Source organism: Vibrio sp. 2092 (assembly GCF_033339635.1).
GTDB lineage: Bacteria > Pseudomonadota > Gammaproteobacteria > Enterobacterales > Vibrionaceae > Vibrio > Vibrio alginolyticus.
This window is the reverse complement of the sequence record NZ_JAWOUY010000011.1, coordinates 26,214-51,203: the sequence shown is the minus strand read 5'-3', so window position 1 is coordinate 51,203 and position 24,990 is coordinate 26,214. Positions and strand designations below refer to the sequence as shown.

Here is a 24,990-nt window from a genome sequence, read left to right as displayed (position 1 = left end):
ATGGGGTGTTTTCACATTCATTTCTAACCTATTTCTGCTCATCCTCAGGAGCATCAAAATTACTTTTACTCTCTGATTTAGAATTACTCTTAAAGTATTCGAGATCTCGAACATTCTTTTGCACTACGATTGAGCTAAACAAGCTCATGACAAACGCAATACCAAAAAATCCCTTCTCATTTAGAAGAAGTGTATCCACATTGTAAAGACCGATGAACATTAAAGCGCAAGCAATAATTACACAGAATATGTTCAGATTCTTATATGCCGAAGTAACTTTTAAACCTTCGGATTCATCTCGAATGGTTTTTTGAAGCGTGATAACGCTAAATAAACCAAATACCAAAACCACAAAGTAATACCCTTTCTCATTGAATTGAAGGTTTGCATTTATCAATCCGATCAAATAGGTGAATACTCCTATACCCAAAGCAACCAATGCTGTTAATACATATGGTCTGGTAGGTGCTAATGACTTATCCATGATTATTTCTCTTTTATTAATTTAATAACATACTATCAGGAGCGAATATCAATAACAACAAAAAGCCCTATACTGAGAACAATATAGGGCGTTATTGAGTTAATCTATTTTCTAAGTCATGCCGTTCACATCTTTGCGCATGTATCCTTTAACTGAGAATGGACAGCTTTATCAACTTTTAAACCCAAAGCTACCTCTCGGTTATACATTTCTAAAGCTGATTGATAATACTTTCTTTCTTTATCATCACTGCTTTCTTTGTTTAGCATATGCTGAGTAACTGTTAGTTTCTCATATTCAACAGAGCAACTAGGAATAAGGCTTTGAATATTATCCATCTTAATCTCACGAACTAAACCAAGTTTAGAGGCGAGATTTGTTAGAATGTAAGCATAGTCAGAATCGACAAACTCTTTTTCAACTAGCAGCTTGACATATTTCTTGCTAGCGTTTGAAATCAACGAGTCTTCAAAATTAAATGTAAAATCTGAATTCATGGTAAGGTGATATACATTCGCATCATAAATAGCTACCACTTTTCCATTTTTTACTAGGAAGCTACATGAAATAACTTCACATTCAGTATTGTTGATTAGATCTTTGTATGTTGATAAGTCACAAGCTTCCATTTTAGATAAAGCAATTTTCTTTAGCATTCCATTTGTATTATCTAACAAATAAAACTTATTCTTCAAAGAAGCTCCTTCCTTAAGCTCTCTGATCTTTTTATCAACAGTGATTTCAGAATTCATTTATAATTTCCCTAACAAATTTTACATATTAAATTCGAATGATTGCTTCTTGCCGTATAGCTCGTTGTTCACCTCTTTGAACATTCCACCTAGTGCCGATTGAAGGTAAAGATTGAACTTATCTTTCTCAAGCGTTCTTTCTAATACGTCCGCAGGGATAAATCGCTGCATCTCGGTTAGAAACTTCTTATCATTAACCATAGATGGAAGTCGTTGAACTGCGCTAGTTAGAAGCTGATCATAGTTCTGAATTTTGTAATCATTAAGCTTCTTCTCGATGAGTTCAGGGTTAATTTGAGCACCTTGTTGCTGCAACCATGCTAAATCCCAGATATCACGAAAACGAACATACTTCTGGCAAGCAGGCAACGAGACAAGCTTATCAGCCATAATTTCTTCAAGAGTTTCAGTAATAATGATTGTGTTTTCGTACTCTTTCAAGAAATCGTAGTTAATATTCAAAGCTGATGGCTCAGATGTGTATGCAGGAATATTCGCAATCTCAAGCTTTATTTTCTGCTTAGGCATATCTTTTTGAGATGGAGAAGTCGTCACTGCAATCTGCCATTTATCAACTTTGATTTCGTTGTATGCTGGCTGATCTCGCAGTTCTTTTGGCTGTTTCACAGCAACATCAACGCCATAGCGTGAGCAAATGTAATCTTCGATACACTCTTTGATTGGACGCAAATGCTGACTGGTAAAGTCTTTACCACCAGCAAAATCTAAATCTTCACTAAATCGATTTCCACCATGACAAAGACGTAGTGATGTACCACCTTGAAACACTAATGCATCCAGGAAACCTTCTTTCTCAAGAGCATATAAAATATCGTAGTGAAGCAATTCTTTCTCAACGACTGGTCTCATATTTTTTAGGTTAGGGTTAGCCATTGCTACCTTAGCCAAATCACTAAATTTACTATTATTCATTTTTTATTCATCCTCCGCATCGACCAGCATATGAGTATTTCTACCCACGCGTTTTAAATCACGCAATGCTGCTTCTTTCTTTGCGAATCTTAAGTGTCTATCGGTTTTATTTGTACTATTCAGTATATCAAGCGCATCTCTCTTTGTCTTTGTGAATTCAATGATTCCATACAAAGTTTTGAACCGCCCACTGCGCCCAGTAGTCATAACAGTTAGTGTAGAAATTGGAATTTGCGAAATAAGTCCATATTCCGATAGTGCTGATTCAAGTGAGATGTAATTGTATTCACCCCTTCTTAACGCCCCAGCTACTAATTCAATTGTGTTCGCGCCTTTATTTTTACTATAGGCGAAGACATAAATACCTTTGCAAGCTGATTCGAGGATACCTGACTTTACTAAACGTGATAGACCTTTTTTGAAGGTTTCGTCAGCATCATCGAAAAAGACACGTCGAAGGTCGCGCTTGGTATAAACATAAATACCTTTAGCGTCGAATTTGTATAGTCTTTGTAATGCTGTTTGAGTGTTCATTTTAAGTCAACTTCTTAGGTATAAATTATTCCTCTTAATGTGTACTTAATCTAGCATAACTCAGCCAAGTATACAATAAGGGTAACAAAATTTATCTTTATCGATGACTTATAAAAATAGTGCGGTGATCCAAAGTCCACTCGAAGGGGAACTTTTCTTATCTTTGGTGATTACTTGTCTGGCGAACAGTAAAACACACAAGTCTACGAAAAAGGCAATAAAACATACCTTTACTGATAACTTATGTTTGTGCTTACATGAAAAAAACACGCGCCTAACGAGTGAGTGGTGTTTCTTAAGTACTGAATGGAGTGTTCATGATAGGTATCCTTTTATTATTGTTTGATTTTTTATTTGGTTTATTTATGCATTGTATTGTTTATGCGCATGAAATGCAGTGATCTAGGTATCAAAAAAAGGGATTTTCGAAAAAATCCCTTTATTTGTTATTAGCTATAAAAATGGAATTCTGGTCTTACAGAATATGATTGCCTTGCTGCAACTCGATTTTCACCTCTAGCCACTTGAGCATTAAACAATGAACGATACCATTCCTCTGCTTTTGGATCCTCATTGCAATCATAGTAGTTCAGAGGCTTAACAAACCGACCTTTTACGCCAAGCTCCTTACGTCTCTTAAGAACATAACTCTTAGATAACGGGATAGACAAAAAGATCTTTAAGTTATCCCAAGGGTTAGCTAAAGCCTCAACTGGGTCATAGCAATCACTCATTCTATCAGCTACTTGATCTGATCGAGAGTTCCAGTTTCTCAATTCAACTGGAAGTTCATCGATTGACAATCCAGTTAGCAGCATGAGATCGTAAACAGTGGACACATTCAAATAGAAGCTAAGGTCTGGCTCATCACCAGTAATGTAGCAGTATGCGTAGTTGTTTTTATCTCTAATCTCTAGAGCTTTTTGCAATTCAGTTGGCGTACTTCTACTGTCATAATAACCCTTGTGCTTCTTAACATGCACTTGACGCACAAGTTCTCTTTTCCTTCCTGCTGGAGCGGTTCCATCCTCAACCATCTTGAGATAAGCACCCCCGATAGCAAAGCGATCATGATTAAGGGAAATAATATCGTCCATAAGGGTAGGGAGGTTCTTACTGATTTTCTCAGCAATCCATTTTTCCATTTTCACCTTATTGGCTTCGAATTCCTCATTCATAAGTTTGCTAATCATGACCGATTTATTATATCTTGCGATCAAATCGGCTTCTGCTTGGATTTCCTCTGCTGTACCAACTGATGTACTAGGCAAAGCTTTTAATCCCATTTTTTCAATAGATTTTCCTTCACCATCGGTTGTAGCTAAAGAAACCTTGCCGCGCTTATTCTCAATCAATAGGTTACTCGCGGAAGAAAGTTCAGCAGGGATATATAACAATGCCTGATCAATTTTCTTATCGAACTTATCTTCCATCCAATGGTTTTTGTGCATAAAGCGTTTTGCCCGAGGGTTGCTAACCAGGAAATTATCTCTATTTAATTCGGTTGATTTCTTAACCTTAATGGAAGTATTTACCTGGTAATTAACAGGCAGGTTTGATACCCCTGATTTGCTCTCAAGCAAAGCATGTGATACTGATTCCTGAGAAACATAGCTCAAGTTCGGCAAAGCCAGCTTCTTGCTAATAAGCTGGTTTCGACACTCTTCCATTAGGAACGTCAGCCATAGAATACTATCACTATACATAGAGCGTACTGTACCAAGAACTCTTAGACCAGAATCTGAAATAGCAACCTCTGTCGATTCTGATTCCACGAGCACCCGACCGTTATCTTCTACTTGGAGGTTCATCATTTCATAAGGGAAGTATGAGTTTTCGTAGCGACTAAGATTGTAGCGCTGATTTCGACTACTCATAGCATCTCTCTGGAACATTGTGGATTTAGGCTTGTCAGTTAACAGGTGAATGTCTTCACCTGATTTCACAATCATCGCAAAGAAGCTATCGAACGCTCTCTCTGGGCGAATCATGCTTAATGAGAAGCCATTAGGGATCATAGAAGACTGCTCAATCAAATGTTCAACACTGTTAAAGACAAAGATCTGCTCTTGGATTTTAAGCTGTTCGTTTGAAGCAACCTTTGCACTTCTAGAAACGCAGTATTTTGCGAAGTCGGTAAAGTCGTGTTTTGCCCGAAGATAAATGTGAAATGCTCGATCAAAAAGTTCATCTTTGACTTGTTCGCCAGGCTTATAGAATTCGATTACGTTTCGGCACTTTTCTTTAAACTGATTAATCCCATGAGCTAGCACTGAGTTCTCTAGGAACAATGTTCCTAAAGTGTAGCCAGCCAGATTTCTGTGTTGGTGGCTATCTTGATTCAAGACATTTCTTACGCTCTCGAAGCTAATGAGGTTTTTACATGTTTCAAAGTACGAGCTAAATAGAAGACCCGCTCCAATACAGCTTGGGTCATTTGCCATGACAGATTGAATTTTCTCATTCACCTTTTTCACATCAAATTGCCCAGCATATCGAACTTTATCTGCCGAATCGAAAGGACTGCCAGTCATAATTTCCCAGCCTTTGATAACTTGCGACAGCGCCTTATCTGCTGGTAAATCGGTTAAATCAACGCATCGTTCGAATACTAGCTTAACCTTTTGAAATGGAGGGAGGCTATTGAAGGTGTCTAGCTGATTCCAGATGTAATCAGGGACAGAATCTGAGTTGTTTAAGTATGCCAGATGGCTAGTACGAGAAATGCCAAACAGCATGTACAGTCTATTGATTAACTCACCTCGAATCACACGACCAACAATAACGTGACCGACTTCCTCAATGAGCTTATTCATTTCTTGTTCATAGCTTAGATTGCGCATTTTGACATTCCTTTTTAGATTATGTGTCAGATATTGACACATAATCTAGTGAGTCGCAATAGTCTTGTATGAGTTTTGTGCTGTGATTATTAATGAAAATAAAAAAGGAGGCTTTTAGCCTCCCTTTTATGTTTAAAATCTATTTGTGATTTACAAGTTTGTTAGCAAGTTTGTAACTGTTTTCTTATTGCCTGCTTTATCAGTCACTTTATAAGTCACCGTATAATTTGACTCACCATTAATCAACGGTAGGCTAGCTGATACATAACCATCGTTACTATCAGACGTTACCAACGCGCCAACTTTTTCCATCGTATTCTCTGGATGGAATGAGACTTCGAATAAGCTATCTGGTTCAACTTTCGAAGTAAAAATAACCTCATCCCCTGACACGCGGTGCTCTACCTTGTACGCATCTACAGACGAATCAATCACAAAGCTCATTTTTTTAATTTCAGGACCGTAATAAGAATTACGGTAGGTCATCTCATACTCTCCATCTACCAAGTATGGAAATTTAATTAATCGATAGCTTATCATTCTTGGCAAAATCACACTATCAGTCGTGGAATCGCCAGTAGTCTTATTTACCAGGGTGTAATTAAACACCGAGTCACGTCGAGCCTTAAACTTGATAGTCGGAGTTGACACAGAAGTCACCGCATCTATTGTAGACAGCCCAGAATCCGTATCCTCCATTAGCTGAACATAAAAATTTGATGCTAATGCGCCAAAAGAAGCTGTGGATGCGAGTACAGATAAAGACAGAATAGCTAATTTTTTCATAAAAAAACTCTTTGAAATTAATGAAATATCGCCAAAAATGGCGAGGCTTAAATGTAAGGATATTTATTAGTTCTGTAAATATATTTTATTTTGAATATTCATTAAGTGTGAGGCTATTCTGCGTATCCTGATGAATTTGTTAAGTGTTTTGTGATTATTGGTACATTTAGTGCTCAAATGACTATTTATGGCTGTAAATAATAAATAATTTTATTCTTGACCTTTGGTGTGATTGATATATAATCAGTGAAAATAAAGTTCGGATTCAGAAATGATTACTGTAAACGTTAAGATTAAACGAAGCTGTGCAAGGCTCTGCCTGACCACCAACGCGTTGTCAGAACATGAAGTTGATGAGATTTTTAATCAATTAAAAATTGTAGAGCCAGATACAGAAACTCAAGTTTCTTTGCTTCTAAACCAAAAACTAAACCTTGATGAACAATGTTCTAAGCGAGCATTTAAGATCTCGGAACCACTTTCTAATGCCGATATTGAAATCGTAATCGACTATCTTGGCATTACCATTTCGAAAAATAAGTAAAAGGAAACACCATGAGCCGATTCGAGCCTGGAAAGAAATACCTGTTTATGCGCCACCAGTTCGTTAGTTTGGATAAAAATGGCAAACCGAACGGCACTCTTTTTTACACCAGCATGTTAGACCAACCTCTTATCAGCACAGAGTTTGTCGTCCTTACCTGCAAAGAAGAGCATGAAGTCTCCATTGATTACACGAACGACAAAACAACGGGCTACACCTTCACTGGCGAAGACCAAAATGTAATTTTCAATAATCAATACCCATCAGCAAGCTATGCTCAGTTATCAACGGCGGGTGATTACATCGTTAAAGCTCTTGTAAGCGATGATTCTGGTGAACCAAGCCTATTGAAATACGTTCTTGCTGAAAATGTTTTGAACGATATCTCGATGTTTGGCGCTCTACATGGTCTGACTGAAAAGCTTGAACTGGTCATCAATGAGATCAAGCAAGCGGTAGACGTTAATGGCTTCAAGTTTGAAGAAGATGAACTATCAAAATTGTTCAAAGACAAAAACAAAGAGCTATTGAAAATTGTTGAGGCTTAAGCCTCAACTTAACACAACTAACAACTAAGTATTAAGAGGATGCACCATGAGCCGTTTTCAAGTAGGTCAAAAACACCCATTCGTTCGTCATACTGTTTGGCTTCGTGATCTGAAAGGAAACAGAACACGAACATCTCACTCTTTAACCCCTCATGGTGAAGATACCGAGAGTACAGAGATTGTCTATTTAACGTGCGTCTCAGAGCATGATGTTCCGCATGAATATGATGAGTCTCAATTGGCTAAAGGATACATCTTCAAGAAAGATGATTGTGAACACGATTTTCATAATCAATATCCTACTGCATCATATGGTCAGATCTCTAGTTTCGGTGATTGGGTTGCCTCTGCGTTTTACGAAACAGAAAGCGGTTATGAAGAACAAGAGTACTTTTCTGTAAGTGAAGCACTGAACTCAATTGAGCGTTTTGGCAAAAATGGTGAAGCTCTGCCAGAGTATCTATCAAAAATTAAATCCATCATGCTAAAGTCTCTTGAGGAAAATGGATTCAAGCTTGAAGAAACAGATTTTAGCAAAAGACACTCGCAAGCAATTGGCTACAAAAACTGGAAGATTGTTCCTGCTTAACCTCGGAGTTTAATTTGAAAACAATTAATGTCGTTATCTCAGATGATAACAAACACGCCGTTTCAGACTGGAACGTTTATGATTGGTGCAAGAGCCTTAAAGATGGCGATACCGCACATGTAGCAACATCCTTGATGTTTAATGAACTCCGAATTGGCGTGGCTCAAAATGAAATTAAACCATTTTCATTCGAGTTTAATGAGAATAAACTCTCAGTTTGCGAAAAAGGGGAGCTAGTTGGAGAAACTCGATGTTGGCCTAAAGGTTTTTTTGATCAGCAGTCCATTCAGGTTCGTATGTTGATGAGCGGTAAAGACCGTGATGAAGTGACGAAATCTGTCAACGAACAAAAAGACCGATACAATCAAGCTAAGAGCAACTAATTTTGTTGAAACCACTGTTAGATTCGGTATCTAACGGTAGTTTCAATAAACTTACCCAAATTCACAAACCAGGACTTGCAATGTATTTGTTTAACCATTATTTATGTCCAGATTGATCGCCATTATCGCCTGTGTCTTTGGTTATATGTATTTTACTATGGTGTTATCTTTGGACTCATTGTTAACAAATACAGATGATGCCAAGCCAGTAATTGAATTTTTAACACTTTGCCTTCCTTTTGCAGTCTTACTCCCGATTGTTTCATTCGTGAACCCTTTTTTGGTTCAACCACTTCATCAAGCATTAAAGTATCAGACTCCCTTATGGAAAATGAAGGTTCTAAGTTACAGACATCCTTTGCGCAAGTCGTTCATGAGAAACAAGATTTATTGCGGTTGGTTTGGGGTTATTAGAATCATTAGGATTGAACGGCGGATTCTCATTTATGTAAAAGCAGGTGGTATCTGGGAAAGCGATAAGTACAGAGCAAACCCACTTTTTGTATACTATCTGATCAGATTTAAAGGCTACGAAGCAAGCTCAAACGAAGAGTTTTTATATAAGAGGTTGTGATCAATAGTTGTTTTGAAATTAATTATTATCCTATAAAGATAAATTATTTACTTTTACTCTAAATGATGTATATTTATAAACATTATAAGGTAAGGAATTTTTTATGTTCACTGTTGACCCCGACCAATTCGAAAACCGAATCCTAGCTGGTTTTGATCTCAGCCCAATTCATGATTGTAATCAAGGTGCAGGAGCTATTTTCTTTCTTGGTCACGATATCCCAGACCTTTTCTCTGAATACCTTGAATCTCTCAGAACCCACAAAAACACATTGATTACTCGCCCAAAGGTCATTGAGCTTGTTCATCACATCTTATCCTTTTATATGGACGAAAATGGAAAGCTTTCTGAGACCCGCTTTGCCTATAAAGAAGTAAAGCGTGATGCTTTAAATATTCTTGAACAATTCAAGGAAGGAGAGTTGTTCGCAATCCTATTTAACCTTGAAGAAATCCCAAAAGAAATCAGCGAAGATATGGTGTACAAGCTGTTCATTAAGGATGGCGTGGTAGACCTGAAATTTCCATTGTTTATGACAAAGTATTTTATGGAAGAGTCCTTACTTTATAACGTCATCAACAACGCGGATTACCCTGTAGGTGATTGCGAAGATATTGAAGGCTGGATCGCTGAACATTCATACTTACCGTTACTTCTTCATAAGAACAAATTGAAACCAAAACTTATCCAAATCATGGAGCTTGGAAAATACGGTGAATATGGTTTTCTTTCTGAGTTAGAGCAGGCGACCAGAACCTTTGGATCATCTTTCAATGATGAGTACCTATATGACAATAAGCTCGATGGAAAGAACCTTACTGAAGCGGCAGTAGAGCTTGTAATGGAAATTGGATTGGATGAATTATTGAAACTCCCTTGCGATGAATGTTGGGAAGAAGGCGCTGAAAATCCTGTCCATTTCCAAAATTACACGTCAATCACTATGCTGTTGAACAGCTATCTAAACAAACGACGAGTAAAAGATAAGCTTCAATTGGAAGATGTGTTTATTACCGACATTGCCAATTACGCTATTCAAAACTCAACAAAACCATCTAGCGAAACGCTTCTTGATAGAAATTACTTACCTGAAATCGTTAAGAAGACAGCAGAATTGCTAGATCAATACGAAGGTGAACCTCTTCACTTTAGCACACGGTTCATCAACTCATATATTAGCGTAAGAGGAAATGCTGACCTTCTAAAAGATAATGAAAAGTTCATTGCTAATTGGTCTAGTCGCTGGTCAGATGAAGAAATTGATGGATGGGAGTCATTCATTAATAAGAGAACACGACTTCGTCTGAACGAAAAATTCACGCTTGAAGACTCATTAGACAAAGAGGATTACTACAAGCTTGTACTCCTGTTCGGCAAAGATGAGGTTGATAGCAAACAGTTTGCTGAGTTCTGCAATGAGCACAAATCAGACATTTTTGTTGAGCATGACGGTGAGAGATTCCGACATTTCGACATCGTTCACTCTGGCGGAATTCAATTTTTGTTAAGTAGATACAAATAATCTTAGCGAATGAGGATTATAAGCCGTGGATGAAAATCGCTAAATAAGTTGAAATGAGGACTATTAACCGTGGACTTTGACTTAAAAATAGTCTTAGTTCACGGTTCACTCTCCCTGAACCTCTAAATGGAGCCTTACTATGCAGTTCAGACCTTGGAAACCGAGTTCTTCAGATGTGTATATACGCTTTTACGTAGTAGGCAGAGAAGGTGAGTTTCTATCCAAAATTGGCAATAGAATTCAAGTAACCTCACCAAGCAATGCCAGAAAGATTGAGATCACTAGATTTCTACACTCTGTGGGAATTGATATTCAAACTGTTGGGCTTAGAGAACTGGCTATGCTTCTGGATGAAAAAGGCTTAACACAGTCATCCAATCATACAAGAGGCAGAACATATCATCAGGAGTCTAGATTTGACCAAGCGATGAACAACGTAATTGGAGAGGGGAGATTTAAGAGCCGAAATGCTTTCGGCAAAGATTCGAACTTTTCTTTTTGTGATTCCTCTCTAGAGCAATTGTACAATGAAGCGCTTCATCTTGATGTTTCATCAGCTCCGTTCAAAGACTCCACCTACAAAGACGCTATTGTCCTTGTAGATCATCGAGAACCTGCTGAATTATTCAATAAGTTAAGCAGCACTGGGATTAAGAATGTACACCCAACTTCTTTACCTGACGGTGATATTCTCGTTACTTCTCAGAGCGATCCATCCAGAGTTCTTCTTATTGAAAGAAAAACGCTTACAGACCTGTACAACAACATCACCTCAGATAATCACCATGCGCATGAGCAAGCTGAGCGTTATTACCGAAGCATGGTAAGCAATGCAAACGAAGGTATTTACATGCAAGTTGTTTGGATTGTCGAGGGCGAAAGGAAAGAACAAGGTCAGATCCGCACACTATACAACGTACTTCCTCAGGTAAAACAGATGGATGGTTGGCTGAATTACATCTCCGCTATTTGCTGCCAGCAGACCATACAGACGTTCAACCTGAATCACACAGCATACATGGTAGCAAAGCTCATCCAGGGCTTTGTTGAGCAATCCTTATACTACCCTGTCAAAGTCAGAAATACGCGAGTAGATATGAGTTCTACTGAGCGTAAGAAGATGAATAAAGCCTTGATCCAATCGGACTCTGAATCCTCTCATAAAGGCGTTATCAGCGCTTCTGATGGCTTAAAAGGAATTTTGGCTATATTGCCTGGCATAAACACCAAAGTCGCCTATGAGCTTGCTATGAGCGGAAAATCTCTAGCGGAAATCGTTAACATGACTGAAAACGAACTTCTTGAGATTAAGGGGATTGGTAACAAGACCGCTAAACAAATTTTTAGAATATTTAACTTAAAAGGTGAGAATAATGACAACTAAGATCGACATGAACTATGCTTCATTTTGTCTTGAATCAAAAAGAGAATACAGACCAACTGAGCCAGACGACCACTTTGAAGAAAGCACCTTAACCATCAACGCTTCTTTGTTGGACGATGACGAAGATTCTGATGATTTTGAGTCTGTAGATGTAGCTACCATTAATTTTCTTTCGCTTGACAATTATCAAGATGAGGACATTCACCTATTCTTCACATTTGATGCTCACTCTCAACTAGCCTGCAATGCTTTTGAGTATGTTAACCATCATAAAGGAATCATTGAGAAAAAATTCTCGCAAGGCTTACCAATCATTTTCATTACTAGCATTGATGTAGAAGATATCGTTTTAGGCAGTGAACTTGAAGTGATTAAGTTAGCTAATGACTTTTTCAGAAAGCGGTTTGGTGATTCTTATTTTTGTTTTGGTCTGGCTAGCCAGTTCTTCAATTACAACGATGAAGAAAACGCTGTAAATAAGGAATCGATGATTGCTGCATTAAAAGCTGAGGGATTCAGCTTTATCATGCCAACGAATGGTCTTCCTGGTACAGAAACTGTGATTCCTGTTTTTAGATAACGTACTGATAAAAAAGTGCAGACCGTCTCAAGCTATTACGCTTTCGAGTTGATTTTGCACCAAATGTGCCATTGCTCTCCTTACCTTGGAGATAACGCGCTCATACAAATTTTTGTCTGAGCGTTTTCCGTGAAGATCCTGCTTAGCTGCTCCGCAAAGAAAGGCAGGCGTCAATAACCTTCACTTATATCACCAATGATTTAGATTTAATCTTCTTTCTTTTGAGAAGTGCTAAAGATCAATAGCTCGGACATGATGTTTTGGGGCAGTCCGACACGTTTAGCATTTCTGAATTGCCGTATCTGCTGGCGCTCGACTCCGTAGTGATTAGCAAGCTGGTTGTCATTATCTAGCTTGTGGAGCCTTAATAGCTCATCGATTATCTGGTTGTTATCTAATGCTCTTTTCATGTTATGTAATTAACTTATTGACATCAATTGTGTAATTATTATAATTACATAATCAACTAAATCAAGAGCTAAAGGTAAAGCGCATGGACAATGCCCACTTAGAACTTCACGACAAATTCATTACAAAGCTACAAGAGGTTGTTGACGCATCCAGCGATAACCTTTGCGCTATGATTCAAGGTCTTACTTACTCTATTGATGCCCCATTAGATGAAATCCCTAGCCCCACAGGGGATCGTTACACACTTCAAGCATCTCTTTGTCAGGGAGGTGATGGTGGTTGGGAGATTGTTATTAATGCAGTGTGGAGCCACTTCGGACGAATGCCATTAGCATACCTGCGGACTAAGCACAGTTTCTATCAATCAAAATACAGATTTGAGCAAGAGACTGATCGGCTATTAGGAATTTTTGAACAGTATTCAAGTTTAGATATTAAAAATATTGTTCAAGAGTCTATTACTCATATCAATAAATATAAAGCCGCTACAGCAGAAGCCAAAAAGCTAGGTTATCAGGGGTTGAATGATCTTTATTCGAAAGGAGCGCCTGATCATAAAATTGTAGTAAAAGCCGTTTTTGAATCCACAAAATAACAATCAAAGGTAAGGTGCGATGGTCGCACCTTACCTTTTCAACACGAGCGTAATAGCTTGAGACCGTCTGCACTTTTTCTTTAAAGGAACTCAAAGAACTCTTTCTTTGTTCGATAGCGATACTCAACACCGCCGCTTGACGACCTATCAACAACTCTATCCAAATAACCTTGTTTGTACAGCTTTTGTAGTCTATTAGAAGCATTGTTGATGTTAATATCCAATCGCTCAGCAAGATTTGCACTAGTCATCTGACTTTCTTTTAACCACTTAACAATCTCTACAGATTGAGGTGAAAGCATAACGGATTTCACCTCATTCAAGTTAGAAAGAATCATTCCTCTTAACTGATCAGTATTCATGCTTTTCCTATTGGGTTTGCTAGAGAATTAATCATTAAAATTCAAGCGCCAATGCAATAAAAATTTATTCTTTGCGCTTGAAAGGTAAAACATTTGCACCGAGCTGAAAATCTTCTTCACTCGATTCTGATTCATGCATCTCACTTCGCACAGCCTCTCTTACGCGAAAGTGAAACTGTAGTGAACTTAACAACCAAAATGCGACCACAACGACTAACAATGCAATCAGAAACAGTAAGACCCAGTCTTCTAGTGACATAACACTCAGATAATCAGAAAACGACACTTAAACCTCCAATAATTTATGAAATAACAGCTAACCCAAGATGAATCCCATGTAGTTATCGGCTTGATGCTTAAATGAGTTATCAAAGTAATATTGAGGATCCTTTTTCTTTAAAAACAATTTTTTCATGCCTTTCTCAATAGTGTAAACATCTCTGATAGATTCGATTTGCTTTCCGAGGCTGTGATCGGCTGACTTGAACAAATCGGCAATGTTATTTCTTCCGATATCATTTACTACATGGACTCTCTTTACACCTAACCCCGAGCAGCCTTGCTTCTCAAGTTTTTTTAATTTGTGGTCGAGTTCAGGATCGCCCTCCCACTTTTCACGAAAATCCGAATCCTTAATGATTGAGTAATTTAAGTCCGAATCATGCTGAGAGATACACTCAATGTACTTCGCTTGCTTCGAAATGCCATTAATATCTGCGACCACATAATCATCACTGCAAACTTTAGATAGTCGGAATGCAAGGCTTTCAAGCATCTTTTTATTTCTTGATGCCAATACTCCATAGCTATGATCATGAGACATGAATTCTGAGCTTACTCTCAATAAAACGTGCATCAGGATTGCTCCGCCACTAAAGACTCAAGACGCTTAATTTCATCATCCAAATCAAGGTACTCATCTAACTTATAGATTCGGATAAATTCAAGACTTAGATCAGGTGTCGCTGATTCAATCAGAAGTTTTAGTGACATCGAGATTACCTGAAATGAAAAACCCGCATCACGAACAACCATTTCATCATTTTCTTTATCCACGAGCACAATCTCATTGATGTCTCGGATAATCTTCAGGTTTTGCTCAGTGCAATTTTGTTCATCCTCCATGAACTCTTGAAGTTCTGAAGGGTACGGAGAAATATTTGGGTTAAATAAATTTTTAAGCATGGTGCGCTCCTTGTTTTGTTTTTATTATATATCGTTTTGATTTAGTGTCAATTCCTGTGTTTGACTAATTAATTTAAACAATATAAAGTGTACGAGAAATCAACAATAAAAGGTCAGACTATGGGAATTTTTGATACACTTCTTGGAAGAAAGAAGAAAAAACAACAAGCTCGTAATCGTGCCATTCAAGGGTCACGCTCAAGCTCAAATACCCCTTATGTGAGCAACACGGTAGTGGTTGATGACACGCCTACTACAACAAGCTTTTCTGGGGGTGGCTTCAGTGGTGGTGATAGCGGTGGCGGTGGCTGCGGCGGAGGCGGTGGCGGTGAATAATCTATCACCGCACCTTTAGGCACTATTTTGAAAATAAGCTCTAATACTCGATTATTAGAGCTTTTTGTTATTTTTAGGCATTTCAGAGAATATCATCGGCAAACAACTCTTTTTACAGCCCACCACAGCGGAAACGCTCTTATATAAACAAATTTTATAGTTGATTTTAACGATTAAACTTACTAAAATATCAAAAACTTAATCGTTCAATGAGAATAAAAATGATCTGCAAAGGTTTCAAAAACATCCTTTCATTTATGAAGGGAGAAGTCACACAAAAATCAGAATTAGCTATTAGCGCAGACAACGTATTCATTGGTGACAAATATTCACAAATGGAGCTGGTGGCAATTAATTCAGTTCAAGCTAGCCAAAATGCAGCTTTTATCGTTTCACCTCAGTACACGCATGAACTTAGAAGCCACACTATCCCTAAAAATGTAAGCCTGCTTGAAATTGATGCTGAACTTGAAAAAAGTCATGCTGACTATGTTCAAGCGATTGAGAATGCCGTTAGCGAACTGTTAAAGCGTAAGGAAGTCCCTGATGTAATCATTATTGAAAACTGCCAGGTTGACCTCCGCAAGCAATTTGGCGAAGCAATGGATGACATCACTTTACTGTACATTTACCACAGCGGATCTGAAATGACTTCTGAAAAACACAGCAAGTCGTCTGGTATTGTTCATCTTTTCCATCATGAAGACCCTGCATACATGCTAAGCCACCTTTACGGATTGACCAATACACATTCATACGTAAAATCCTCGACATCTCTCAAACAGCAAGAGTTTGTGATCGTACATATTTCATAAGAATGGATTTGCCATGAAACAGCTAGAGCCTCTTTACGATCTTCACGTCTCTGAATTGGAAAGAGGCACTAGAGTGGAATTTACGATATGTGAACTTTTTGAAGAAAAAAGATGCGTTTCCTCTAACCTCAATTATGCTGATGAAAATCAGATTTTAAAAGAACTCGGAGATTTGCATCTTCTTGCATTAGATCTGTTCGAAAGAAATGATGATGGAATGCATTTCTGGACGGTTCCAGCGCTTAAGCAGTACTTGATAAATGGGAGAAAAGGCTCTGGTAGCCTTTTGTACAAACCGAACTGCTTATTGTTTTTCCGCTGTTACAACGTCAGAGATGATGAATCAGGTCAAGAGGCTTTCTGTCTGAACATTTGTTTTGCTCACCGTTAGCAAGGCAAAAAATCAAATATATTTACAATTTAAAAATCCTGAAGCTATGCAGTGGTGGTTTTTAATTGTAAAATTAATTCTCAAAAAAATAATTAATAAAAACGGAGAATTACATGGTTCAGTTCATTAGTGAAGACTTCAGCATTACTGCATCTTTGATGGGATTAGTTCCTTTTGGTATATACCTTGGAATTTCATTTTTAATGGTATTTTTCTTCTTGTTTCTATACAAGGCGATCACACCATACAATGAGATCGAGCTAATAAGAAATAAATCACAAGCTGCTGCTATTTCGTTAGGTGGTGCTTTGATTGGATTTTCCATCCCTCTAACCACATCAATGGAACAGAGCGTGAACATTGCTGACTTTCTGATTTGGGGAGCTATCTCTGCTTCAGTCCAAATCCTCACATTCTGTTTCGTTCGTATCCTGGTAGGTGATATTGCTAATCGAATGAAAAATAATGAAATTGGCACAGGCATTATTTTAGCAGCAAGCTCAATTACAATGGGTATGCTTAATGCGAGTGCGGCAACATACTAGTCATTAAAATGACAATAGCGATGGGTCACTTAGTGCCTCCCTTGGGAGGCACTAACTTTTATTAGCAAACTCGAATTACGAACCCGTTACCGATACTGCCGATCAGATCAAAGCACTCAAGGTCTTTGATTAGAGATTCATGTCCTTTGAAGAAATCGGCATTTTCAATACTTGTAAATTCTGCCAGATTTGTTTTAAACACATCACCTAGTCGAAACAGGTCGCTAGATTCAAGATCCATTTTAGTGCCAAGCTCCGTGAAGCATTCGATAAACTGCTCGAACGTCTCACATCCTTCGTTAATATCGCTAACACCAAGATTTACAAAGAAGTCAGACTCATTAGCCTTACCAAACGCCTTGCTGAAATATGAATCGAATGGGGATTCTTTTACAACAAGATAAAGAGGCTCTTTCGCATCCTTGAAGTAAAGATTACTTAGTTCATTGATTGCAATCTCATCACTTGTGGCTTTGTTAGCGTATGTGAAAAGCTCTGTTTCTTCGATGCTGTAGCCTAAGAGCTTTTCAAAAACGAAGTAAGTTTGATTAGCCAGATAAACTTCAAGCTCAGAACCCCACCAATTAACCGTGTTCTTACGGTGAATAAAAGCATTCATTGCGGAAGCTAATACACCACCAATCGCGTGTACATTACCCTCCATAACCAAGCCAAACATTTTGCTGGTATCTTGCTCTGTAGGTAGTGTTACTTCATCATTCATAAGTCATTCCTTATCTCGTTGTTGTTTTAAATATACATAAATAATAAATGAAAGTCAATAAATAATTTACATAATGGCTTTTGTATGTATAATGAATACAACAACATATGAGGGAAAAAACATGTTTCCAGAAAACGATAAACATTGCCTTTCTATTGGCGCTTTCAAGCATAAAAAAATCTTCGTTATTACCACAATTGAATCACTCGAAAAGTATGCCGTATCTACATCTGCTCTTATTGAGATTATCCCCCGAATTTCTGAGTATCTCTCACTTAAAAATAAAGGTTCCGATCTAAGCCATTCCGAATTAATTAAATCATTAATTATTGGTGATTTCTCAAAAATTCCGCAGGTTCCAGAAAAGCTGTTGAAATCTTTCCATCTACTGCTTAAAGATGATGATTTTGTAATCAAGTTTTTAACATCTGAAGTTGTAGATAAGCAAATGGACGAAAACACCGAAGAAGCTTTAGTTAAAGCCACTTCGTTGCGTATCAAATCGGAGCATAATAAATTCTCGGACTTCATGAATAACAAGCAAGCGCAGGAGAGCGCTGTAAGCATGTTCAGTCAAGACGGGAAATACAAAATCGATGAAGTAATTTCTTTCATTAGAAACAATGCGCATGATTACCCATCACCAAATTTTGAACTGGCATTTGCGGAGCTGCTTGAGTTCATTACCAGTAAAGAGCATAACCCTCACTACTACGCAGAATTAAAATGCACAATTGAAGATGAATTCCCATATGTGTACCGCCTGTGCCGTGATGCCGATATTTCTGAGTCTGGTATTCTAGACATGATCATGTACTACATGATTAACAGCTCAGCAATGCCACCATTTAGGGATACTTACAAATGAGTGAATCGAATAAAATCACCTTTAAGCTGTTCACCCGACCACATAGCCACTTACAACCTGTTTTGAATTCAACTGCGCCTACTATGGAGAAAGCAATTGCTAGCTTTCGCAGTTGGTACAAAAAATACGGTGTGAATTGCGATACCATGCTAACTTTTGTGGTTGTGCCTGTTGATGAAAAGGGCAACAGCGACTGGAGTAAGGCAAATGGTTGGGATACTACAGGGGGAGGGGATAACCTTACTACGCGATACTATCCAGAGAAAAAGAGCTGAACAACGGAGAGGGTGAGACAGAATGAAAATGCCAACTGAAAGTGAGCAGAGAAAAAGCCAGTTTTTGTCTAAACACTTCAAGTTCACGAAAGTAAGTGCAGAAGAGTATCTGAACAAAGTTAAATCGGTTTTGGTTGAAACTCTTCCTGGAGATTCAATCACGTTCAGGCTTTACCATTTAGATCCTAGAAATTATTCCTCAAGCATGAACTTCTCTATTTTTTATAATGACATTAGAGATAGCGTAATGTTAAGAGATGAACGTGGCGTAACTTATGATCATAGCGAAGCTGTAGAACTACTAAGCAGAAGCTATAAAGAAATTCCAAAGCAAGAACTTGACGAAAGAAAAGAGAAATTAAGAGCTTTACTGAAGTCGAAATAATTACAGGATAATAAATTAGTTTTTACTAAAAAACTTTATTGACACAATGATCAATAACTGGCAGTATTAAATCATGAATTAAGCGTATCCTTATTCATATAGACCTCCTTGTATTTATTAGGTTTAGTCAGCCTAAAATTTATTCAAGATATATTTCTTGCATAAAAAAAGGGGAAAGATTTTAGAATCTTTCCCCTTTTATCAATTAAGTTGATTAACTAATATTAATGCTCGCTTTAGGAATGGGTTCGTTGGTCAAGCTTTCTCTCAAGCCATCACCTCGAACACCTGAAATTGCATTGCCTCGGCTAATTGTTAATGATTGACCAATCACTTTCCACAACTCATAAGCTCGCTTTCCATCTACTGGTACATTCTCGTTTCGAATTCCGAAGTTTGAAGTTTCATGATGCCCCATGATTCGTTTAATCATCATCAGACCTTCATTAATATCATCTACTTCATCAACACTAAGGTCTTGTGACTTTCCATCGTCCATACGCTTCACCAGAGCGCCCTCACGAGCCATTTCGGTTAAATGCTCAATCTGACCCATAGATAGTCGCATAAGCAGCTCAAATGCCTTTAGAGCGGATTCCGCCTGATCTTCAGTCATCGTTAGTGTGATTTGTTTCATGCCTTCTCCATCCCTATATGTTCGCCAAAAGAAAGTAGTCGCCTCAGCGACTACAAAATCAATCTCAGTTTATACTAGCGTGGCTCGGTACATACACAATTTGTATTCCTTACCATCCGAAGCGCAATTAATTTTCCACACTCCGTTTTCCTTCTCTGCCGAATTCAAATCAGAAAGACTAAACACGACTTCATTGAATCCTGAATCATCGAGAACTTGAGCAACGAAAGCTTGATCTTCATCGTCTGCCTCGGCATCAAAAGTGATACATGGCTTTCCATTCAGAATAATATGATTAACATCTTGAAGATTTTCAAAGAAGTCGATCTCTGTGTTGCGCTCAAGAGTCGTTACACCTTCATCATGTAAAGCAAACTCAAGTGCATTAAGCGATGGTGTACCGCGACCAACGACATCAGATCCTCTTAGAATTTCACCAGTAGAGGCTCGAACGCACAATTCATCATCAATAATCATTTGCTTAATCTGATCAGCAGAACATTGTTTTAGCGTCTCATCAGTCATTGTGATCATGTCAATATTTAGATAGCCAGATGTGATTTCAATGGTTAGTGCGTCAAGTTTATTCATTTTTACATCCTAGATTTTTAGTCGGTAATAATCGTTAATAATGATTCAGAGAACAGGGGAGTTGCCCCTCAAGTCATTGCAAATGCTTCACATCTTCTTTGAGGTAAACTTTACACTCTGGAGAAACATTGACCCAATTAAGCTCATCGAAATTCTTAACCAAGATTTGATAGTGAGTCTTCCCATCAGCAGTTACTACGGTTCTATCTGCATAGGCAAAGGTCTTATAGTCCATATGACCTTTTCTATGTGGATTAAGGCAAGCTAATCGAGGCTTCCAATCTGACAGCAATGCTAAACAATGTTCTTCAGTGATGCAGGAGTCCATATCACTTAAGTGTTCCAAATAGTGACCAAAGGTAGTTCCGTCATTTAGCTTTAGAACGTCACCGAACTTTAACCCTTCCAACTGTGACAATTGCTTTTTCAGCTCGTCACCTTGAGGCTTCTCAAATGTTGATCGACCAGTTTTTACATACTTTAGATGGTGTGTTTTAGACATTCCCATTTCCTCGTCAACTCTCTATGTTTTTATTATACATAGATTGGATTGAGATTCAATAATTATTTAATTATTTAATTGTAAAAATACACCTTAGTACACGATCTTCCTTCCAGTCCTCAGACCAAAATCTATTGTCATCAAACCTAGCAACCAAATCCGAATGGATAAATCCGTGTTCATCCTTATGATCGAATCTATAAGGTTTATTTAGCTCTGGCTTAATCGCGAATCGTTGATTTTCATAATGAAATACGAACCGATAATCAGGATCAACCGCTAAAAATTCAACTTCCCAGTATGGCGCATCTTCAACAGCATCATATTGATGATTGTGAGGCTCGACTTCGGACATATAGATAAGAACCTTGTCCCCATCTTCGAAATACTGGGAATAATTGGATGGCTTAGTTAAACTTCCATCCATGAGCATATTGATAATAGTTCTCGCAGCACTTGAATTATCCACCAGCATATTGTTATTCACGAATCGCCCTCTATGAAACATCGCTACAGCATTAGAAGATTTGAGCTTGTAAAATCTGTTTTTTAATCAACTCATGAGCCATCACGCGTTGCTGACTAACAGACTTTCGACTGTATTCCTCAAGATCACCATATAATCGGTCATAATCAATTTCGTCAAAAGCAGCCTCAATGTTTTCTTGTTCAAGTTCCACATCAAGAGAAACCAGAACAATTCCGATATCATCTTCATTGATAAGTAGTGCGTTCGATTTCATTTTATTACTCTCTTTTGTTTTTTACTTATTATACTAATGTTTGCTTGAGAGTCAATATTAATTTATTTAATTAAATGTGCAAAGCCCAAAAAAGGGAGCTTCAAGCTCCCTTTGATACGTAACACTGAAAAGATATTATTGACTGATTTCAACACAGAACTTACTTGTGTAAGCTGGTAAAATTCTGATAGCCATAGCCTTACCTTTCGCTCCAAATCGAGCATTAAGGTCACTAGCAATCATGATTAGGCAAGTATTCAAGTAATCTTCCATCTTCTCAAAGCTGCTAAATCGACCAAAAGAAGAACTATTCAATCCATACATACCTGCGATTACTGGGGATACCGTAACACTCAAAGGGGTTTCTTTTGCCCCGTATGAAGAAAATAATGAATATAGATCAGACTCACTAGACGTATAAACAGACCGCAACATATTGTGCAGCATATCACCACCGTTATCGCTTAATGAAGCTAACTCTGACTCATCATTAGATTCATAATCAGAATCTGGGGCGTTAACGAAAATACCTAGACTTACGGCTTCATTACCTGAATCCGTTGATTGGCAGAAAATCTCGACACCCATTGTGACACGCTCTTTCCTGATTTTGAAATCGAGCAGAGGAATGATATTGAACTTAGAGATTTGTTGCTTATCTTCAGATGACTCTGCATAATTCAAAGCACCAGACTTGTACAAATCAATGATATCTTCAACACTCATACGCTTAAACATTGAAGCAAATACGTTTGAGTCCGTAGCCCCTAGCAACGCTGATGAAAGCTCATTTAGTTTCGATGGGTTTAGTGTACGACCTACAAATTTTTCAAGAAGGGAATTCGCCTCTTTCTTAAACTCTTTGAATTCGTCTTTAGTGATCTTGGAAGCAACTAGGGAAAAGATTTTAGAAGTCATAATATTCATCCGTATTGTATTTGATTGAACTTTACGCACTCGAATTATATAAACAGTTCAATCAGCAATAGGAAAAAAATCATAACTGAAAGAATATCTGCATATCAGTATTTACCGCAATGAGTGCTCGGCAAGGTCTTCACCCCGACAGGAGGCAAACACGCCCTGTCTCTGTTTCTCAATATACAAACACAACAACCATAAGTCAACCAAAATACATAAAATAAAAAGGAGTCTAACGACTCCTTTCTCTCACCTAATCCCAACTGGCTTCGACTAGGTACACTTGATTAGTTATCGGATATCTATTCCATTGCTTTTTAAGCATCACATTGACAAGGAAGGCGTCATAGGAAAAGAACCAATCGAGAAATGCCGCTCTAAGAGCGGCTAGAACACATCAACCACCCGCGTATGACGAATGGTATTTTGAGTCAAACGGCTCGTATTTGAGTTGATTGAGCTTAGCGAAAGACTTCGCATAATCAATGGCGCTCTTTGGGTGTGTGAAGCATTCGTTGATAACAAGCTCTAGATCATTAGACTTGTATTTCGATCCGCTACAATAATCGACCACTCCAACAGATGATTTATCATTATCCATATACGCAATGTAATAAAATGCATCAATAGAACCTTGCTCATCAAGATCTTCCTCAAGCACCTGTAATGAATTGTCATATTCAGGATAGATAAAATCTTGAGCGGTGTTCGATTCCGTTAGCTTATCATAAGCCAATTTCGCCGCTCTAATTACTTTTTCAGGAGTATCAAAGAGAGCATATGAATCATGTAGTGTCTTAAGGAACTCTGAACCATTTCGGACATACCAACCAAGAGTGTCACCATTTGATTGTACGTAAGGAGAAATTCCAGCCGTTCCCCCTGATTCAATCAGGATTCCATACCACTTGTTAGCGGCTAGTGATTCATCAAAAACTAGCTCATAGCCAACCTTCAAATCACGCGCTGAATAGTAAACACCTTCTTTTCGAAGAAGAAAGCGATTTAAGGAAGGCATTTTTTTGATCTTTAAAGTTGCAGTACCAATACCTACGATATACTCAGTTGCGAATTGTTCTAAGCTCATAGAAAATCTCCTTTTTCATAATTATACAAACACAGCGATTTAAGTAAAGATTTTATTGACTTTGAACCTAAAGTGTATATAATTAAATTATTAAATAAATGAAATAAAAGGAAACGCTATGAACATTACAGTACTTACCGAAACCGAGTTTAAAGCGCTTAAACCAAAACAGAAAAAAGAGTACTTTGATAAGCTAATGCAAGTAGCTAAAGAAGACCAGGCAGAAGCGAGTAGAGAGCGTAATGGTCAAACGCAAGGTTATGCATTCCTTTGGATTTCATTATACGGAAAAGACGCAATTTCACGCTCTTTCCGCACATACGTCAAGAATCACACACCAAACAAGTTAATGAAAAATTATCGTGGCACCACTAATGCCTGGTATTTTGGCTCACAAAGTAATTTAGGTGTTTACGATGGTCTTAAGGCTCTAGCTGCAAAGATTGATTCATTTGGCATTCCTGCATACGTTTGTGATGCGTGGGATTAAATATTTTGCGCCTAGATCTAAGATCTAGGCGCATTTTAAAAATCAAAACTTACATACTTAAGACGGATTCAGCTTTCCGAACGGGTTTGTTTAAGCAATCCTCATAACCACTTGTATATTCGTTATTTTGATTGAAAACAATGCCTCCAGTATATGAGCATTCCATTGAACCAATCTTGTTTGAATTAATAGGTTCACTTAACATGCTTTGTAATTGCTCTGTAGTTGCTGCGTTTTCTATCTGCTGAAAAGCCACTTGCCTAACTGCATTTGAAAACTGCCATTCATCATATCCACTAGATCCAGGATCAATAAACTTCGGAAGATTTTTTGTTTTATATAAAATCTCACCGACAGATGCATTACTCATATCCTGGATATCTTTTGCATCGATTTCAATTTTTTTTCGTTGAGTTATAGGCGATATTTCATAGCTCATTTCAAATCTTTCAGGATCGGCTATCGCTAAGTTAAAAGCATTTTCATTATTTTTAATAATAGGGTTCATGTTTTTTAAGTTGAGATCTTCTCTACTCAACTCAAAACCACTCTGATTATTATCCGATGTAAATTCGATAAGGTTTTTAACGTTCTCTGCTGAAATAAATCCATAGTCATTCATAAGAGTTCCTGTAATTATTGTTTTTTACAGTGTATCATTTTTATTTTTA

Annotated in this window: 35 protein-coding genes; 16 read left to right on the top strand and 19 right to left on the bottom strand. The window is 37.8% G+C overall.

What is annotated here, in order from left to right; translation table 11 throughout:
- Positions 1-28: 28 nt before the first annotated feature.
- From yiaA to R7P80_RS18045, 6 genes are all read right to left on the bottom strand, one after another.
- Complete coding sequence (gene yiaA, locus R7P80_RS18070) at positions 29-484, bottom strand: inner membrane protein YiaA (protein ID WP_085762126.1); 456 nt, start codon at positions 482-484, stop codon at positions 29-31.
- 125 nt (positions 485-609) lie between these two features.
- Entirely contained in the window at positions 610-1,236 is a 627-nt protein-coding gene (locus tag R7P80_RS18065; protein WP_116921298.1) for a hypothetical protein, read from the bottom strand.
- A gap of 21 nt (positions 1,237-1,257) precedes the next feature.
- Complete coding sequence (locus R7P80_RS18060; protein WP_116921299.1) at positions 1,258-2,169, bottom strand: nucleotidyl transferase AbiEii/AbiGii toxin family protein; 912 nt, start codon at positions 2,167-2,169, stop codon at positions 1,258-1,260.
- Positions 2,170-2,172: 3 nt separating this feature from the next.
- Complete coding sequence (gene abiEi, locus R7P80_RS18055) at positions 2,173-2,703, bottom strand: type IV toxin-antitoxin system AbiEi family antitoxin (RefSeq protein ID WP_021486189.1); 531 nt, start codon at positions 2,701-2,703, stop codon at positions 2,173-2,175.
- A gap of 449 nt (positions 2,704-3,152) precedes the next feature.
- The gene (locus tag R7P80_RS18050) at positions 3,153-5,546 is read right to left on the bottom strand and encodes a hypothetical protein (RefSeq protein WP_318096730.1); all 2,394 of its coding nucleotides are present in this window, start codon (positions 5,544-5,546) and stop codon (positions 3,153-3,155) included.
- Between the two features lie 150 nt (positions 5,547-5,696).
- On the bottom strand, positions 5,697-6,332 hold the full coding sequence (locus tag R7P80_RS18045) for a DUF5011 domain-containing protein (protein WP_229624030.1): 636 nt from the start codon (positions 6,330-6,332) through the stop codon (positions 5,697-5,699).
- A 271-nt stretch (positions 6,333-6,603) separates the two neighbouring features.
- Between R7P80_RS18045 and R7P80_RS18040 the strand changes: the two genes are divergently transcribed.
- From R7P80_RS18040 to R7P80_RS18005, 8 genes are all read left to right on the top strand, one after another.
- Positions 6,604-6,876: a hypothetical protein gene (locus R7P80_RS18040; protein WP_020330870.1), complete on the top strand. Its 273-nt coding sequence runs from the start codon at positions 6,604-6,606 to the stop codon at positions 6,874-6,876.
- 11 nt (positions 6,877-6,887) lie between these two features.
- Complete coding sequence (locus tag R7P80_RS18035; protein WP_318087180.1) at positions 6,888-7,424, top strand: hypothetical protein; 537 nt, start codon at positions 6,888-6,890, stop codon at positions 7,422-7,424.
- A 46-nt stretch (positions 7,425-7,470) separates the two neighbouring features.
- Complete coding sequence (locus R7P80_RS18030) at positions 7,471-8,013, top strand: hypothetical protein (protein ID WP_021485780.1); 543 nt, start codon at positions 7,471-7,473, stop codon at positions 8,011-8,013.
- Between the two features lie 14 nt (positions 8,014-8,027).
- A complete protein-coding gene (locus tag R7P80_RS18025) occupies positions 8,028-8,396 on the top strand; it encodes a hypothetical protein (RefSeq protein WP_116921301.1) in 369 nt (122 codons plus the stop codon).
- Positions 8,397-9,073: 677 nt separating this feature from the next.
- Positions 9,074-10,492 (top strand): hypothetical protein, encoded by a 1,419-nt coding sequence (locus R7P80_RS18020; RefSeq protein ID WP_229624028.1) that lies wholly within the window; start codon positions 9,074-9,076, stop codon positions 10,490-10,492.
- Between the two features lie 139 nt (positions 10,493-10,631).
- Entirely contained in the window at positions 10,632-11,876 is a 1,245-nt protein-coding gene (locus R7P80_RS18015; protein ID WP_318096729.1) for an ERCC4 domain-containing protein, read from the top strand.
- The gene (locus R7P80_RS18010) at positions 11,866-12,456 is read left to right on the top strand and encodes a hypothetical protein (RefSeq protein ID WP_318096728.1); all 591 of its coding nucleotides are present in this window, start codon (positions 11,866-11,868) and stop codon (positions 12,454-12,456) included. Before R7P80_RS18015 ends, R7P80_RS18010 begins: the two co-directional genes overlap by 11 nt.
- 493 nt (positions 12,457-12,949) lie before the next feature.
- Positions 12,950-13,462, top strand: coding sequence for a hypothetical protein (locus R7P80_RS18005; RefSeq protein ID WP_116921306.1), 513 nt, complete (start codon positions 12,950-12,952; stop codon positions 13,460-13,462).
- A gap of 80 nt (positions 13,463-13,542) precedes the next feature.
- Here R7P80_RS18005 and R7P80_RS18000 read toward each other — a convergent pair whose 3' ends face one another.
- The 4 genes from R7P80_RS18000 to R7P80_RS17985 all read right to left on the bottom strand — a co-directional run bounded on the left by R7P80_RS18000 (position 13,543) and on the right by R7P80_RS17985 (position 15,009).
- Entirely contained in the window at positions 13,543-13,824 is a 282-nt protein-coding gene (locus tag R7P80_RS18000; protein ID WP_038128667.1) for a winged helix-turn-helix domain-containing protein, read from the bottom strand.
- A gap of 64 nt (positions 13,825-13,888) precedes the next feature.
- The gene (locus R7P80_RS17995; RefSeq protein ID WP_116921307.1) at positions 13,889-14,110 is read right to left on the bottom strand and encodes a hypothetical protein; all 222 of its coding nucleotides are present in this window, start codon (positions 14,108-14,110) and stop codon (positions 13,889-13,891) included.
- A 30-nt stretch (positions 14,111-14,140) separates the two neighbouring features.
- Positions 14,141-14,599 (bottom strand): hypothetical protein, encoded by a 459-nt coding sequence (locus R7P80_RS17990; protein WP_165851157.1) that lies wholly within the window; start codon positions 14,597-14,599, stop codon positions 14,141-14,143.
- A gap of 80 nt (positions 14,600-14,679) precedes the next feature.
- Positions 14,680-15,009 (bottom strand): hypothetical protein, encoded by a 330-nt coding sequence (locus R7P80_RS17985; protein WP_045592117.1) that lies wholly within the window; start codon positions 15,007-15,009, stop codon positions 14,680-14,682.
- Positions 15,010-15,129: 120 nt separating this feature from the next.
- On the opposite strand from R7P80_RS17985, the gene R7P80_RS17980 reads away from it, so the two are divergent.
- The 4 genes from R7P80_RS17980 (at position 15,130) to R7P80_RS17965 (ending at position 17,096) form a co-directional block, all read left to right on the top strand.
- Entirely contained in the window at positions 15,130-15,345 is a 216-nt protein-coding gene (locus R7P80_RS17980) for a hypothetical protein (protein ID WP_116921309.1), read from the top strand.
- Between the two features lie 221 nt (positions 15,346-15,566).
- Positions 15,567-16,160: a hypothetical protein gene (locus R7P80_RS17975; protein WP_318096727.1), complete on the top strand. Its 594-nt coding sequence runs from the start codon at positions 15,567-15,569 to the stop codon at positions 16,158-16,160.
- 13 nt (positions 16,161-16,173) lie between these two features.
- The gene (locus R7P80_RS17970) at positions 16,174-16,551 is read left to right on the top strand and encodes a hypothetical protein (protein WP_045592121.1); all 378 of its coding nucleotides are present in this window, start codon (positions 16,174-16,176) and stop codon (positions 16,549-16,551) included.
- 113 nt (positions 16,552-16,664) lie between these two features.
- Entirely contained in the window at positions 16,665-17,096 is a 432-nt protein-coding gene (locus R7P80_RS17965; protein ID WP_044129130.1) for a DUF350 domain-containing protein, read from the top strand.
- A 61-nt stretch (positions 17,097-17,157) separates the two neighbouring features.
- Here R7P80_RS17965 and R7P80_RS17960 read toward each other — a convergent pair whose 3' ends face one another.
- A complete protein-coding gene (locus tag R7P80_RS17960) occupies positions 17,158-17,820 on the bottom strand; it encodes a hypothetical protein (RefSeq protein ID WP_318096726.1) in 663 nt (220 codons plus the stop codon).
- A 121-nt stretch (positions 17,821-17,941) separates the two neighbouring features.
- Between R7P80_RS17960 and R7P80_RS17955 the strand changes: the two genes are divergently transcribed.
- The 3 genes from R7P80_RS17955 to R7P80_RS17945 are packed head-to-tail and all read left to right on the top strand — an operon-like array spanning position 17,942 to position 19,348.
- Entirely contained in the window at positions 17,942-18,688 is a 747-nt protein-coding gene (locus tag R7P80_RS17955; RefSeq protein WP_045592126.1) for a hypothetical protein, read from the top strand.
- Entirely contained in the window at positions 18,685-18,963 is a 279-nt protein-coding gene (locus R7P80_RS17950) for a hypothetical protein (protein WP_045592128.1), read from the top strand. Before R7P80_RS17955 ends, R7P80_RS17950 begins: the two co-directional genes overlap by 4 nt.
- 22 nt (positions 18,964-18,985) lie before the next feature.
- A complete protein-coding gene (locus tag R7P80_RS17945; protein WP_085762142.1) occupies positions 18,986-19,348 on the top strand; it encodes a hypothetical protein in 363 nt (120 codons plus the stop codon).
- Between the two features lie 214 nt (positions 19,349-19,562).
- Here R7P80_RS17945 and R7P80_RS17940 read toward each other — a convergent pair whose 3' ends face one another.
- From R7P80_RS17940 to R7P80_RS17910, 7 genes are all read right to left on the bottom strand, one after another.
- On the bottom strand, positions 19,563-19,985 hold the full coding sequence (locus R7P80_RS17940) for a hypothetical protein (RefSeq protein WP_045592131.1): 423 nt from the start codon (positions 19,983-19,985) through the stop codon (positions 19,563-19,565).
- 69 nt (positions 19,986-20,054) lie between these two features.
- On the bottom strand, positions 20,055-20,576 hold the full coding sequence (locus R7P80_RS17935; protein WP_118894590.1) for a hypothetical protein: 522 nt from the start codon (positions 20,574-20,576) through the stop codon (positions 20,055-20,057).
- Positions 20,577-20,649: 73 nt separating this feature from the next.
- Positions 20,650-21,078 (bottom strand): hypothetical protein, encoded by a 429-nt coding sequence (locus tag R7P80_RS17930; protein ID WP_053317762.1) that lies wholly within the window; start codon positions 21,076-21,078, stop codon positions 20,650-20,652.
- Between the two features lie 70 nt (positions 21,079-21,148).
- Positions 21,149-21,565 carry a hypothetical protein gene (locus R7P80_RS17925; protein ID WP_045592137.1) on the bottom strand — a complete coding sequence of 139 codons (417 nt, stop codon included), beginning with the start codon at positions 21,563-21,565 and terminating at the stop codon, positions 21,149-21,151.
- Between the two features lie 31 nt (positions 21,566-21,596).
- Complete coding sequence (locus R7P80_RS17920) at positions 21,597-21,821, bottom strand: hypothetical protein (protein WP_020330853.1); 225 nt, start codon at positions 21,819-21,821, stop codon at positions 21,597-21,599.
- Between the two features lie 135 nt (positions 21,822-21,956).
- On the bottom strand, positions 21,957-22,739 hold the full coding sequence (locus tag R7P80_RS17915; RefSeq protein ID WP_318096725.1) for a hypothetical protein: 783 nt from the start codon (positions 22,737-22,739) through the stop codon (positions 21,957-21,959).
- A gap of 400 nt (positions 22,740-23,139) precedes the next feature.
- Positions 23,140-23,829 carry a hypothetical protein gene (locus tag R7P80_RS17910; protein ID WP_229624020.1) on the bottom strand — a complete coding sequence of 230 codons (690 nt, stop codon included), beginning with the start codon at positions 23,827-23,829 and terminating at the stop codon, positions 23,140-23,142.
- Positions 23,830-23,947: 118 nt separating this feature from the next.
- On the opposite strand from R7P80_RS17910, the gene R7P80_RS17905 reads away from it, so the two are divergent.
- Positions 23,948-24,319 (top strand): hypothetical protein, encoded by a 372-nt coding sequence (locus R7P80_RS17905; RefSeq protein ID WP_085762149.1) that lies wholly within the window; start codon positions 23,948-23,950, stop codon positions 24,317-24,319.
- Positions 24,320-24,368: 49 nt separating this feature from the next.
- Here R7P80_RS17905 and R7P80_RS17900 read toward each other — a convergent pair whose 3' ends face one another.
- Positions 24,369-24,941 (bottom strand): hypothetical protein, encoded by a 573-nt coding sequence (locus tag R7P80_RS17900; RefSeq protein WP_118894582.1) that lies wholly within the window; start codon positions 24,939-24,941, stop codon positions 24,369-24,371.
- Positions 24,942-24,990 lie beyond the last annotated feature (49 nt).

What these genes read in the sequence shown, in the direction of transcription:
- R7P80_RS17905 (WP_085762149.1), top strand. Translation starts at nt 23,948, where the DNA reads ATGAACATTACAGTACTTACCGAAACCGAGTTTAAAGCGCTTAAACCA.
- R7P80_RS18000 (WP_038128667.1), bottom strand. Translation starts at nt 13,824, where the DNA reads ATGAATACTGATCAGTTAAGAGGAATGATTCTTTCTAACTTGAATGAG.
- R7P80_RS17945 (WP_085762142.1), top strand. Translation starts at nt 18,986, where the DNA reads ATGAAAATGCCAACTGAAAGTGAGCAGAGAAAAAGCCAGTTTTTGTCT.
- R7P80_RS18060 (WP_116921299.1), bottom strand. Translation starts at nt 2,169, where the DNA reads ATGAATAATAGTAAATTTAGTGATTTGGCTAAGGTAGCAATGGCTAAC.
- R7P80_RS18035 (WP_318087180.1), top strand. Translation starts at nt 6,888, where the DNA reads ATGAGCCGATTCGAGCCTGGAAAGAAATACCTGTTTATGCGCCACCAG.
- R7P80_RS18040 (WP_020330870.1), top strand. Translation starts at nt 6,604, where the DNA reads ATGATTACTGTAAACGTTAAGATTAAACGAAGCTGTGCAAGGCTCTGC.
- yiaA (WP_085762126.1), bottom strand. Translation starts at nt 484, where the DNA reads ATGGATAAGTCATTAGCACCTACCAGACCATATGTATTAACAGCATTG.
- R7P80_RS17920 (WP_020330853.1), bottom strand. Translation starts at nt 21,821, where the DNA reads ATGAAATCGAACGCACTACTTATCAATGAAGATGATATCGGAATTGTT.
- R7P80_RS17990 (WP_165851157.1), bottom strand. Translation starts at nt 14,599, where the DNA reads ATGCTTGAAAGCCTTGCATTCCGACTATCTAAAGTTTGCAGTGATGAT.
- R7P80_RS17915 (WP_318096725.1), bottom strand. Translation starts at nt 22,739, where the DNA reads ATGACTTCTAAAATCTTTTCCCTAGTTGCTTCCAAGATCACTAAAGAC.
- R7P80_RS17910 (WP_229624020.1), bottom strand. Translation starts at nt 23,829, where the DNA reads ATGAGCTTAGAACAATTCGCAACTGAGTATATCGTAGGTATTGGTACT.
- abiEi (WP_021486189.1), bottom strand. Translation starts at nt 2,703, where the DNA reads ATGAACACTCAAACAGCATTACAAAGACTATACAAATTCGACGCTAAA.
- R7P80_RS17985 (WP_045592117.1), bottom strand. Translation starts at nt 15,009, where the DNA reads ATGCTTAAAAATTTATTTAACCCAAATATTTCTCCGTACCCTTCAGAA.
- R7P80_RS17970 (WP_045592121.1), top strand. Translation starts at nt 16,174, where the DNA reads ATGAAACAGCTAGAGCCTCTTTACGATCTTCACGTCTCTGAATTGGAA.
- R7P80_RS17975 (WP_318096727.1), top strand. Translation starts at nt 15,567, where the DNA reads ATGATCTGCAAAGGTTTCAAAAACATCCTTTCATTTATGAAGGGAGAA.
- R7P80_RS17980 (WP_116921309.1), top strand. Translation starts at nt 15,130, where the DNA reads ATGGGAATTTTTGATACACTTCTTGGAAGAAAGAAGAAAAAACAACAA.
- R7P80_RS17900 (WP_118894582.1), bottom strand. Translation starts at nt 24,941, where the DNA reads ATGAATGACTATGGATTTATTTCAGCAGAGAACGTTAAAAACCTTATC.
- R7P80_RS17930 (WP_053317762.1), bottom strand. Translation starts at nt 21,078, where the DNA reads ATGTCTAAAACACACCATCTAAAGTATGTAAAAACTGGTCGATCAACA.
- R7P80_RS18005 (WP_116921306.1), top strand. Translation starts at nt 12,950, where the DNA reads ATGGACAATGCCCACTTAGAACTTCACGACAAATTCATTACAAAGCTA.
- R7P80_RS18050 (WP_318096730.1), bottom strand. Translation starts at nt 5,546, where the DNA reads ATGCGCAATCTAAGCTATGAACAAGAAATGAATAAGCTCATTGAGGAA.
- R7P80_RS18020 (WP_229624028.1), top strand. Translation starts at nt 9,074, where the DNA reads ATGTTCACTGTTGACCCCGACCAATTCGAAAACCGAATCCTAGCTGGT.
- R7P80_RS18015 (WP_318096729.1), top strand. Translation starts at nt 10,632, where the DNA reads ATGCAGTTCAGACCTTGGAAACCGAGTTCTTCAGATGTGTATATACGC.
- R7P80_RS17950 (WP_045592128.1), top strand. Translation starts at nt 18,685, where the DNA reads ATGAGTGAATCGAATAAAATCACCTTTAAGCTGTTCACCCGACCACAT.
- R7P80_RS18010 (WP_318096728.1), top strand. Translation starts at nt 11,866, where the DNA reads ATGACAACTAAGATCGACATGAACTATGCTTCATTTTGTCTTGAATCA.
- R7P80_RS18065 (WP_116921298.1), bottom strand. Translation starts at nt 1,236, where the DNA reads ATGAATTCTGAAATCACTGTTGATAAAAAGATCAGAGAGCTTAAGGAA.
- R7P80_RS17935 (WP_118894590.1), bottom strand. Translation starts at nt 20,576, where the DNA reads ATGAATAAACTTGACGCACTAACCATTGAAATCACATCTGGCTATCTA.
- R7P80_RS18045 (WP_229624030.1), bottom strand. Translation starts at nt 6,332, where the DNA reads ATGAAAAAATTAGCTATTCTGTCTTTATCTGTACTCGCATCCACAGCT.
- R7P80_RS18030 (WP_021485780.1), top strand. Translation starts at nt 7,471, where the DNA reads ATGAGCCGTTTTCAAGTAGGTCAAAAACACCCATTCGTTCGTCATACT.
- R7P80_RS17960 (WP_318096726.1), bottom strand. Translation starts at nt 17,820, where the DNA reads ATGAATGATGAAGTAACACTACCTACAGAGCAAGATACCAGCAAAATG.
- R7P80_RS17940 (WP_045592131.1), bottom strand. Translation starts at nt 19,985, where the DNA reads ATGAAACAAATCACACTAACGATGACTGAAGATCAGGCGGAATCCGCT.
- R7P80_RS17955 (WP_045592126.1), top strand. Translation starts at nt 17,942, where the DNA reads ATGTTTCCAGAAAACGATAAACATTGCCTTTCTATTGGCGCTTTCAAG.
- R7P80_RS17965 (WP_044129130.1), top strand. Translation starts at nt 16,665, where the DNA reads ATGGTTCAGTTCATTAGTGAAGACTTCAGCATTACTGCATCTTTGATG.